Source organism: Carnobacterium pleistocenium FTR1 (genome assembly GCF_000744285.1).
GTDB classification, from domain to species: Bacteria; Bacillota; Bacilli; order Lactobacillales; family Carnobacteriaceae; genus Carnobacterium_B; species Carnobacterium_B pleistocenium.
On the sequence record NZ_JQLQ01000002.1, the window covers coordinates 1,592,928 to 1,604,709 of the forward strand.

General features: G+C 33.1%; 11 protein-coding genes and 1 riboswitch. All 11 genes read right to left on the reverse strand.

Annotated features, from left to right (window positions below; translation table 11 throughout):
- Positions 1-55: 55 nt before the first annotated feature.
- Positions 56-1,501: a RecQ family ATP-dependent DNA helicase gene (locus tag BP17_RS07865; protein WP_035053203.1), complete on the reverse strand. Its 1,446-nt coding sequence runs from the start codon at positions 1,499-1,501 to the stop codon at positions 56-58.
- Positions 1,491-2,564, reverse strand: a complete 1,074-nt coding sequence (locus BP17_RS07870) for a helix-turn-helix domain-containing protein (protein ID WP_035053205.1) — start codon at positions 2,562-2,564, stop codon at positions 1,491-1,493. Before BP17_RS07870 ends, BP17_RS07865 begins: the two co-directional genes overlap by 11 nt.
- Before the next feature lie 530 nt (positions 2,565-3,094).
- On the reverse strand, positions 3,095-3,676 hold the full coding sequence (locus BP17_RS07875) for an ECF transporter S component (RefSeq protein WP_035053207.1): 582 nt from the start codon (positions 3,674-3,676) through the stop codon (positions 3,095-3,097).
- Positions 3,677-3,817: 141 nt separating this feature from the next.
- Positions 3,818-3,941: riboswitch (FMN riboswitch) on the reverse strand.
- 79 nt (positions 3,942-4,020) lie between these two features.
- Entirely contained in the window at positions 4,021-5,817 is a 1,797-nt protein-coding gene (locus BP17_RS07880) for a sensor histidine kinase (protein WP_035053209.1), read from the reverse strand.
- 8 nt (positions 5,818-5,825) lie between these two features.
- The gene (locus BP17_RS07885) at positions 5,826-6,551 is read right to left on the reverse strand and encodes a response regulator transcription factor (protein WP_035053211.1); all 726 of its coding nucleotides are present in this window, start codon (positions 6,549-6,551) and stop codon (positions 5,826-5,828) included.
- 273 nt (positions 6,552-6,824) lie between these two features.
- Positions 6,825-7,559 (reverse strand): pseudouridine synthase, encoded by a 735-nt coding sequence (locus BP17_RS07890; RefSeq protein WP_035053213.1) that lies wholly within the window; start codon positions 7,557-7,559, stop codon positions 6,825-6,827.
- A 9-nt stretch (positions 7,560-7,568) separates the two neighbouring features.
- Positions 7,569-8,162, reverse strand: a complete 594-nt coding sequence (gene scpB / locus BP17_RS07895) for an SMC-Scp complex subunit ScpB (RefSeq protein WP_035055336.1) — start codon at positions 8,160-8,162, stop codon at positions 7,569-7,571.
- A gap of 1 nt (position 8,163) precedes the next feature.
- Entirely contained in the window at positions 8,164-8,937 is a 774-nt protein-coding gene (locus BP17_RS07900; protein WP_035053215.1) for a segregation and condensation protein A, read from the reverse strand.
- Positions 8,938-9,345: a RibT protein gene (locus BP17_RS07905; RefSeq protein WP_035053216.1), complete on the reverse strand. Its 408-nt coding sequence runs from the start codon at positions 9,343-9,345 to the stop codon at positions 8,938-8,940.
- A gap of 61 nt (positions 9,346-9,406) precedes the next feature.
- Entirely contained in the window at positions 9,407-10,720 is a 1,314-nt protein-coding gene (lysA, locus tag BP17_RS07910; protein ID WP_035053219.1) for a diaminopimelate decarboxylase, read from the reverse strand.
- Between the two features lie 225 nt (positions 10,721-10,945).
- Positions 10,946-11,767 carry a purine-nucleoside phosphorylase gene (locus tag BP17_RS07915; RefSeq protein ID WP_035053221.1) on the reverse strand — a complete coding sequence of 274 codons (822 nt, stop codon included), beginning with the start codon at positions 11,765-11,767 and terminating at the stop codon, positions 10,946-10,948.
- Positions 11,768-11,782 lie beyond the last annotated feature (15 nt).

An 11,782-nucleotide genomic window follows, 5' to 3' on the forward strand; every position in this document is an offset into this window, starting at 1 on the left:
TCCTCCTAAAACCAAAATCACTATTATTATATCATTGTTACATAGAATTGTCTTACTAATTTCTAATTAAAAATAATTCCTTTAAGGTCTCTTCTGCATTTTTTTCTTTTGCGGATAGTCTTTTTTCTTTCAAATCATTTTCCTTATAAAATTCATTAATTCCTACATTACAGTTAGAGCAGCAAAGAGTTGGTTTGTTTTCTACTTTTTCATCAAAATAATGTAAAAGAAAGGCCCTTTTGCAACTTGATGTTTCAGCATAATCTACCATGTAGGATAATTGTTGCTGTTTATAAACCGTTCTACTTTTTACTTGATTTTTGGCTGTTTCAATTGATAAATTAGATTTTAAATAATTTTCTATTAATTGCTTTTGTGTAGGGCTGCAACTACCTTCTAATACTTCTCCTTTTTTGTAACTATATTCCAACATGTCAACCGTTGGCAAGGTATATTCTTGTAAACGGAATTGGATCATGCCATCTCCCGGTTCGTATAATAAAAGTGCTAGACTAGGTTCTCCATCTCTACCGCATCTTCCAATCTCTTGTAAATAAGCCTCTGGGCTACCTGGCAAATGGTAATGTATGATAAATCGAATATTACTTTTATTTATTCCCATTCCAAAGGCACTTGTTGCACAGATGATATCGATCTCATCATGAACAAATTGCTGCTGGATTTTAATTTTATCCTCTGAGTCTACATCTGAATGGTAGCTTTCAGCAACAATATCCGTTTTATTTCGAATCAATCTAGCAATTTCATCAGCAGTTTTTTTACTAGAAAAATAAATAATTCCTGGTTTCTCTAATTTTTGAATTTGATTCATTAGTTGCTGATTCTTATCATGTTCACAAATCACGGTAGAAAAAGCAATGTTTGACCGATCGACCGAATAGATAATCTGCTTGGTATTTTCATTATCAATTTTTAAAGATGTTAAAATCTCTTCTCTAACACGACTCGTAGCTGTAGCACTTAGCGCCATTGTTAAAGGGAAATTTAATTGCTTACGAATAAGTCCTAAATCTAAATAATCAGGCCTAAAATCTAATCCCCATTGAGAAATACAGTGAGCTTCATCAATTGTAAAAAGACTAATAGAAACTTTTTTTAGACAAGTCATGACGTAAGTCTGTTGAAGCATTTCTGGTGAGAGGAAGATAAATTTATACTCAGAAAGATGGTTTAATACTGATTCTTTTTCATGTGCATCCATTAAGCTGTTGATAGCAGCAACTCTTTTTTCACCCGCTAATTTTAATTGTTCTACTTGGTCTTGCATCAAAGATAATAAAGGAGAAACAATCACAACCAAACCTTCTAAACAATAACCGGTCAATTGATAGCAAATGGACTTTCCCATCCCTGTTGGTAACATAACCAATGTATGGTTACCTCCTAAAGCTGCTAAAATTGCTTCTTCTTGTCCGTCTCTAAAAGAGGTATATCCAAAATAGGTCTCTAAATTCTTTTTTATGAGATCTTTATTGTCCAAAAGTACGACTCCTCTCAACTTGAACTAAGCGATACCACGAAAAAGGAATTTGAGGCATCTTGATTAACAATTCCTTGTACGTTATTTCTTCATCACTATTAAACAAGGTATTTAGTTGTTTATACTCATTCTGCGGTATAAAACTAGATACCTTGAAATCCGGAAAAATAATGGCTAATTCAATAATGTGTTCTGAAATAGTGTTGATTTTTAGTTTTCTTCTCATAGCAATTTTTTCAATCGAGAGTCCTTCTTCCAAATATTGAGCCGTTAATTTGGTACTTTGGCTTAGACTGCTGAATCGATCTCTAACACATTCTTGATAAATAAAATAAAATAATGGATAATTTTCTTTTTTATCGTTTACTTTATTCATTAACTGAATAACAATACGTTGTAGTAAAAAGGCTATTTCAATTGGTTCAACTCCATATTTGACTGCTAATTGAGCACTGGTTTTACCAAATTTTTCATGACCTGTTAATTGTGATACGATTATCTCTGCATCAATCGTATTCAGTTCTTTTAGCAGTTGAATCCATTCTTTTCCAAAAGAAACAGCTAGTTCTTGTTTTTCTAATGAATTCCTTTTCAACCAATTTTTCACCCATAGTTGCCTGTTCCATTCTTTTTCAATGGGCAAATAATAGTTATTTTTATACCGTAATTCCGAAAGAACTTGAGTCAAAAATAAGATTTTTTTCCAAAACTCTTTAGTTGGTTTTCCTTGGGTCATTTGATTTATATTTATTGGATAAAAATGTTTCGAAAAATATTTTTCTACTTCTTTCTTTCCTTTTTCACAAAGATAAAGATCTTCATTGGTTTTTTTTGAATTGATCCACCCTTTGGCAATAAAACGTTGAATCATTTTATCATATTGTCCACGCTGTAAATGAGGAAAAATCGAAAAAAAGTTTATCATATGATAAGAATGAGCCTTGAATAAAATCGAGGCCGTTCTTTTCCCAGTTAAAATATGGTATAGCGTTGAAGGTTTAACAGGATGATCTTTAGAATATAATGAAAGACAGAAATACTGGCTATATAAAGATTGTTCCAAGACATTCACCCACATTCTGATTACATATAAAATTTTTTTAATAGAATATATCTATCATTAAATCTAATATACCAAAAATAATTGTTTTTAGGGAATTCTTTTCTAAATTTAAAAGAATATTAATAACAAATTTCCTATCTAGCTTGGTTATTTGACAGTTTATATGAATGCTTTTAAGGAATCTTTAAGCACTATAAATTACTAACCAGTGGTTGAAGCCTCAAGTGCTAGGGGCACCTGGGGCGAGAAAAAGCGCAAGATGGTCAGTGATCATGCTTGTACGTAGTTCAAGCAACTACAGTCATGACAAAGTGGACATTGGGTCTGCTTCTTGGAACACCTTCTAAAACACCTTCTAGAACACCATTTCAGGTGTACTGGCTCTACACAAGCAAACACGTTACATCATAAAAAAATTTCTTTTTAAAGCATCCTTACCGTTTGGCGGAGAACCAAAAAATAGACCCTATAGAAAGCACTTTTTTTAGTGTCCGTTCTATAGGGTCCATTTTAATTTTTAGGTTTCTTTTTTATTTAAAACTAACTTTTGTCATTTGATTACGAAATAACCAAGTTTTTAATTTTGCAAATAGTAAAATAAATACAGCACTTACTATTGCTCCTTTTATTATATTAAAAGGTATAACACCCATTAATAGATAATCACTAATAGGTCCTACACTAAAGTTTAATAATCTTAAATATAAAGGAAGCAATAAGAAATAATTTACAACTGATAGAACGACTGTTAATGATGCAGTTCCAATCACATTTGCAAAAATAATATTTTTTGTATCATGAATTTTAGACTTCATAATCAAATAAATCGGTAATGTATACGCGATTGAAGCGATAAAACTTGCAGTATCCCCAATAGGATATCCTGCATCACCGCCCGTTTGGATATAATGAAGCAATGAACGAATAAACGCAATCATTATTCCACCAACTGGACCGTATAAAAACATACCAACCAAAACAGGAATGTCACTAAAGTCTACTTTTAGAAAAGTAACTCCTGGAATTATTGGAAAGCCAAATGAAATCAAAATGGTTGAAAAAGCAGCCAACATGGCGATTCCCACCATTTTTTTTGTATTACTAGTTTGCATAAAAATCCTCCTAAAAGGATTCATCAGCCTAGGCATTTCTGAGTCTATTCAAATAAAAAACAATATAAAAATGCTCGTCTATGTTATCTTCAGATAGATAACTAAACAGAGCACTTGAACAATGATACCTATTCAAATAAACTCCATCTTCTTTATCCAGACTTTACTGTCGGTACTGGAATTTAACCAGTTCAACTAAATAATGCTATTTAGCTCGTGGACTATACCACCGGTCGGGAATCTCACCCTGCCCCTGAAGACGAATCTTTATATTTTTTTTAACAAGTTCATTGTATAACATAAGAAAATAAAAATCAACATATTCCTTACTTTTAATTAGTATATTAATCTAAATAGGGTAAATGAATAATAAATCTCGTCTGTTCATTTACTTTACTCTTAACTTCAACAAATCCACTATGTGCTTCCACAATGTTTTTTACGATTGATAAACCAATGCCTGTTCCCACTTTATTTCCTTTTATAACCATGCGAGATTTATCCGCTTTGTAAAAGCGATCAAACACATAAGGAATGTCTTCTTCTGAAATTCCAGTTCCATTATCGACTACTTCAATTAAAACTTCATCCATAATTTTATCTAAATGAACCAAAATTTCTACTTTTTTACTTTCTTTTTCTACCAAACTAGTGTGTCTAATAGCATTATTGATCAAGTTTACAAATACTTGATTCATTTTATCCTCATCCATAAAATATGAATTTAAATTTGGATCAATTTTCAAATTCAATTGGATATTATTTTTCTCAGACATAGTAGCAAACCGAGTAAATAAGTTTTCAAAAAAATCTTCAAAATTAACATCCATCTTTGTCAACTTGATGAAACCGGCTTCCATCCTAGAACTATCGAGCATTTCATTCACCATACGATTCATTCTAATGGATTCTTCTCCAATTATTTTGGCCATTTCTTTTTTTTCTTCTTGAGTTTCAGCCACATCATCTAAGATAGCTTCACTATATCCTTGTATCATAACTAAAGGTGTTCGCAATTCATGAGAGATATTATTTATAAAGTCATTTCTCATAATATCAAGTCGTTTTTCTTTTGTTATGTTTTGAATAGATACTAATACACCACGTACACTTTCTAGATTTTCATCAAATAAAGGTATTAAAGTTATCTTGTAATAGTAATCTTCAATATTATTCTCGAAGCTTACTTTCTCTGGAAATCTTATAACAGCATCGATTCGATACTCTAACGCTTCAGGTATAACCGCTTTCATCAATCGATTGGCTCGGTACGAATGTTGTAAAAATTCGTCTCCCAGTGGATTAGACATTAATAAGGTTTTATCTTGATTGTAATACAACACTCCAGTAGAAATAGAGGTAACAATATTTTCTAACAGTTCTTTTTCTTGGCGAGTTGCTGCTCCTGTAACTTCCAATGATTTCCCCATTTTATTCATTGCTAAGGCTAACTGAGCTAACTCATCTTTATAATTCGACTGTGCTTGTTTAGAAAAGTCATTTTTGGCATAGTCATAGGCTATATCTCTCAATTGTGTTAATGGTTTTCCCATTCTACGTTGGAAATAGTAAAATAACAGGATTCCTACAACGATATAAAAAATACCATTAATGGCTGACCACGTTGTCATTCTACTATATGTGCTACTTAAAAATGATAAATCGCCATAAATATAAAGCTGGCCATTTTGACCATTTGAGTCGAAATTTTGACTTTTTAAAATATATGGTGTATTTATCTTTCTGTCAAACTTGAGTTCATCTACTATTAAAAAATTTGCACCACTTGCTAGAGCAGTCTCAACTTTACTTGTTAACTTAACTTGATTAAAGTTATTTAATTGGTCATCTAAATGATTATTTGAAGAGTAAATCGGAGGTTCATCTCCTAATTTCACCATCAAAGATAAGTGAGAATCATAAGCTTGTAGTTTATCAATATTTTCTATTAGAAAATTTGGATCTTCTTCTAGGATATCAATTAAAGAATTGATAGAACTCTCAAAATCCTTTATATAATTGTCTTCTATATTTTTTTTATAAATCATTCCGTATACTTGAGTGGAGATGAAAAAACAAAATCCTATAGCCAACATTGTCGCTAGCCATGTACGAGTAACTAAACTGCTTAGTTTAAACATATTTTTGCCTACTTTTCAGATTCTTCTGGAAAAGAATTAAATTTATATCCGAGTCCCCAAACCGTTACAATCATTTTGGCAGCAGGCTCTGAGTGTTTCGTTAATTTTTCTCTCAGTCGCTTAACATGGGTATCTACTGTTCTTAAATCACCAAAAAATTCATACTTCCATACTTCGCGCAGTAACTGTTCTCTTCCAAAAATTTGATCAGGAGATTGAGCTAAATATACTAGTAAATCATATTCTTTAGGCGTTAGGTTGACTGGATTTCCATCTGCCAAAACACGGTGAGATTGGTCATCTATTTCAAAATGCGGCATTTCAATTAAATTGGGATTCACCTTTTCTTTCGGCTTGGTACTTTGGGTTCTTTTTAAAATAGCCGATACCCTTAAAACCACTTCTCTAGGACTAAACGGTTTCACAATATAATCATCCGCACCGACTTCAAATCCTTCTATTCGGCTTACTTCTTCTCCCTTAGCCGTTAACATCATAATTGGAGTATTCTTTGTTTCACGTATTTTCTCAGCCACTTCAATCCCATTCATCTTAGGAAGCATCAAATCTAATAAAATTAAATCATAATCATTCTCTAAAGCCAATTTAATTGCATCTTCCCCATTATCTGCTTCAAATACAAGATAATTTTCTCTTTCTAAGTACATTTTTAATAGTCTGCGAATTCGGTCCTCATCATCTACTACTAACAAATGTATTACTTCATTTTCCATTTATTTACACCCCATCAATTTACATTAGGTCTTTTTTATAAGATACCAATCCTAGTGTTAGTATACACAACATTTGTTCCATTTTTCAACTAATTCAAATGATTCCATGTTTAAAAGATGAAACGTCTCTAGTATGATCCTTTTATAAGACAAAAAGTAATCAACTTATTAATTACTCGAATAAAATTTATTCAGCTATAAAAATAAACCCCCTGAAATTAGATTTTTAGGTCCAACTTTTTGGGGGTCGCACATTTTATTTTTTTAGATTGCTTATTCAGTCGTCTCTTCTTGTATCGCTGAATTACGTAACTGGTAAATTTCAAACGTTTTTAACTCACGCCATTCACCTGTTTGTAATCCATCTAAATTTAACGTACCATAAGACTCTCTTTTTAATTTTTCTACTGGGTGTCCAATAACTTGAAACATATTTTTAACTTGTCTATTACGGCCTTCATGTATAGTTAATTCTACCATAGTAACATCCTTAGCACGATCTGATGAAAGGATTTTTGCTTTTGCTGGTGCTGTCTTTTTACCTTCAATAACAATACCTTTTTCAAGTCTATTCAGTGATTTTTTGTCTACTAAGCCTTTTACTTTAACAACATATGTTTTATCTATTTGGTGCTTAGGATGCATTAATAATTGGGAAAGTTCCCCATCATTTGTTAATACCAATGCTCCTGTTGTATCATAGTCCAGGCGACCAACTGGGTAAATACGTTGCTCAATATTTTGAAACAAATCAGTTACCACAGGACGTCCCTTATCATCTGAAACGGCTGTGATCATGTTTCTAGGTTTGTTCAATAAAAAATAGACCGGTTCTTCCCTATAAACTGGAACTCCATCAACTTCAACTACATCAGAATTTCCAATTTGAATTCCCATTTCTTTAACAACTTTTCCATTTACTCTAACGTGGCCTTTAGAAATAAGTTCCTCTGATTTGCGTCGTGAAGCTACCCCGGCATGCGCTAAAACTTTCTGTAATCTTTCCATATTTTCTCCTCAATATACTCTATTTTTTTCATCTTCAAATTGCTGATTAAAACGTTCAAAAAATAAATCAGACTCTTTTTCATTATTTACTGTTTCTAAATCGGTTATTTCAGGTAAATCATCTAAATCTTTGAGTCCAAAATAATCCATGAAATACGCTGATGTCCCATACAGAATAGCTCTTCCTGGACCTTCTACGCGGCCTTTTGATTCTACAAGACCCCTAAGCGTTAATTTTTGTAGCGCTCCACTTGTTTGGACACCGCGTATTTCATCGATTTCCATTCGTGTTAAAGGCTGCTTATAAGCGATAATCGCAAGTGTCTCTAACGCAGCTTGTGAAAGATTTGTTGTCAAAGGTGAAACAGCATATTTCTTTATAATATCAGCATACTCTTTTTTGGTTGCTAATTGATACTGATTTCCAACTTCAATAAGCATCAACCCTCTATATGTTAAACTTTCATATTCTTTTTGGAGACGCATCAGAAATTGGTAAACTTGTTGAGTCGAACACTCTAGCAAAACAGAGATTTCCTCTAAAGACAGACCTTCATCTCCCGCTACAAAAAGAAGAGCTTCAATTGCTGCTAATTCATCCATTTTACTCATCACCTATTTCTTCTATCACTGATGGATAGACGATAATATCTCCATAAGTTACCTTTTGTTGAATAAATACATTTTTTTCTTTAATTAATTCAAGTAAAGCCATAAAAGTCGTTATCATTTCATTTTTTGTTGGAGTGTCAAAAAGATTAGTAAATAAAATACCCTGATTTTTTTTTACGCTTCTTAATTTCCCCATAATAAATTCTATTTTTTCATTAATAGAGGTTTCTTCTGCTTTGATTTTTGTTTGTAAAGGTATTTTTTTCACTTTTTTATTAAACATTTCTTGAAAAGCAGCCACTAAATCAAACGTGCTGATTTGAAGAGGTTCAAGAGGGACTTTTTCTTGTAACAATTCTAGATTGGCTGGTTCCTTAGAAAAATATTGACTTCGTTCTTCTTCTTTTACTTTCAATATCGCTGCTGCTGTTTTAAATTTTCGATATTCTAACAACTGCTCTACTAATGCATCTCTAGGATCCTCACCCGTTTGGTAAGAGTCTTCATCATCTAGACTTACATCTATTTCCTGTTTAGGTAGTAACAATTTACTTTTTATGGCCATTAAAGTTGCGGCCATAACCAGGTAATCACCGGCAACATCTAACTGTAACACTTTCATTGCTCGAATATAATTTAAATATTGAGCTGTTACGTCAGCAATAGGAATGTCATAAATATCAATTTCTAAATGTTTGATCAATTGTAGCAATAAATCCAGCGGTCCTTCAAATGCATCAATTTTTATCGTTATATCAGATGACATTTAATCCTCGCTATTTCCATCAGCACTTAACTCTTGCTGCTCGTTTTTTTTACTTTTTTCTTGTTCCCATTTAGCAACTAAAGGGGCTGTTTCCAAAGTTCCCATTATTTTTTTTTGCGGGAATTGACGTTCTAATGCCTCAGAAATACTATAGCTAATTCCTTCATTTCTAAATGAAGGATTAATTGAGATACGTCTTAACAAAATCATATCGTTTGCACTTTCTACACCTATTACAGCTATAATATCTTGGGTTTCTTCGCTTTTCCATAAATAAAGTTTATGATTCTCTTTATTTTGATACCATTCCATTTCATCTTTCAAACGCGCAACATCTTTTAAATCTGGAATGAATGAAAGCAATCCCATTGAAATTTTTTCATAATCATTTTTGTAATCGAGTAACATATTCTCCTCCTAGTGCTATAAGTTTGCAACAACTTAATGTTAACGCATACCTTATTTAAAATTAATAAAGAGAGCATTCTAATCTCATCAAGTCCGCATAACTTTCTCGCTTAATAGCTAAAAAAGCTTGCCCATTTTCAACAAATACTACCGGTGGTCTTGGAATACGATTGTAGTTGCTAGCCATTGCATACCCATATGCCCCTGTGCTAAAAACGGCTAAGACATCTTTATCATCAGCTTTTGGCAATGGAAGATCCCATATCAGCATATCCCCAGATTCACAACATTTTCCAGCAATAGAATAGGTCTCTTCCACTTTATCTTCTACACGGTTTGCTAGAATACCAGTATACTTCGCATCATATAGGGCCGGTCTGATGTTATCAGACATCCCTCCATCAATAGCTAAATAATTTCGAACATCTGGTATGACTTTTTGCGAACCGACTTGATACAAAGTAATACCTGCTTCCCCAACTAAACTACGTCCTGGTTCAATCCAAATTTCAGGCATCGGCAATTGAAGCTTTGCTGAAACAGTTTGAACTTCGTCAATCAAATTATTCACATAATCCTCAATTGGCAATGGTTCATCTTCTGACGTGTACCGAATACCAAAACCTCCACCAACATTTAGCACGCGTAAATGAAAACCAAATAATTCTTGCCATTTCTTAGATTGCATCAATAATTTATCGACAGCTAAACTAAATCCATCTGTTTCAAAGATCTGTGAACCAATGTGACAATGGAGACCCATCGTATCGATATATGGCATCTCTAGGGCGGATTGTAAGGCTTGCTGAGCTTGACCATTATTTAGATCAAACCCAAATTTAGAATCGGTCTGTCCAGTCGTTATATAATCATGGGTATGAGCCTCAACACCTGGTGTGACCCGCAACAAAATAGATACCTTTTCCTTGCGTTGCTGTGTATAGTCATTTAATTTTTTTAATTCGTGAAAATTATCAACTACAAAACAGCCAATACCATAATCCAATGCCGCAATAATCTCTGAATCAGATTTATTATTCCCATGGAAATGAATTTTTTCACTCGGATAATTTGCTTGAATAGCCGTGTATAGTTCTCCCCCGGAAACAACATCCAGAGACATCTCTTCTTTAGCCATTAGTTGATAGATAGCTAAACAAGAGAAAGCTTTACTTGCATAGGCCACTTGAGCAGAAACATTTCTATCTTGGAAAGTTTTTTTAAAAGCTTGGGCTCTATGTTTAATTTGAGAGACATCATAGACATATAAAGGTGTTCCATATTCTTCAACCAATGAAACTGTGTCTATTCCCCCAATTTCTAAATGGTTGTCTTGATTTATTTTCATTGTTCCGGTCAGTAATCTTTTGTCCATCAATCGACTATCCCCATTTCAGGTTCTCTTGTTTTTTGCTTTACCTACTTTAACACAAAAAAAAGCTTTTCTCAATATAGGTTGATACCATATGTAGAGGTATCAATAATTTTAAAGAATCTATTTATATAACGAAAAAATGGACGATGAACTAAAGAGAAACTATTTAAAAGTACGGTTAGTAAACCATAGCTTTTTCACAGTTTCTCTTTAGAGTCTAATAGATCATATTTCGGAAAGAATATTTTTTACTAAAGCTTTAAAAGTGTGTTTAACGCGTTGAGTTGTTTCTACAACTTCCTTATGATTTAAATTTGCTTGCATCCCCGCTGCTAGGTTGGTAATACAAGAAATACCGATTACTCTCATACCCGCATGTTTTGCTACAATAACTTCAGGGACAGTAGACATCCCAACCGCATCAGCACCAAATAAACGAACCATTCTTATTTCAGCAGGAGTTTCATAGGTCGGACCAGAAAATCCGATATATACTCCTTCTTTCAAGTCGATCGCCATATTTTTAGCTACTGAACGGACAATCTCTTGATAAGCTGGATCATAAGCATGGCTCATGTCCGTAAAACGTGGTCCCATTGCATCATCATTAGGACCAATTAATGGATTGGTTCCTGTGTAGTTGATTTGATCCGTGATCATCATTAATTCACCAGGAGTGAAATCAGTATTGATTCCGCCAGCAGCATTGGTAACGATCAAAGAATGAATGCCAAGAGCTTTCATTACACGTATTGGAAAAGTTACCTCTTCTAAGGAATAACCTTCGTAAAAATGAAAACGACCTTGCATCGCTATTACTTTTTTACCACCAAGCGTACCATATACTAATTGTCCAGCATGTCCTTCTACCGTTGAGACTGGAAAATGTGGAATTTTACTATATGAAATAGCAATTGGATTTTCAACTTCGTCTCCTAATTCACCCAAGCCCGATCCTAAAATCAAACCAAATTCGATATCTTGAATACCATTTTCTATAATATAATTTTTTGCTTCATTTACTTTTTTTAAAAGTGCTACAGTCATAACCATCCTCCGTTT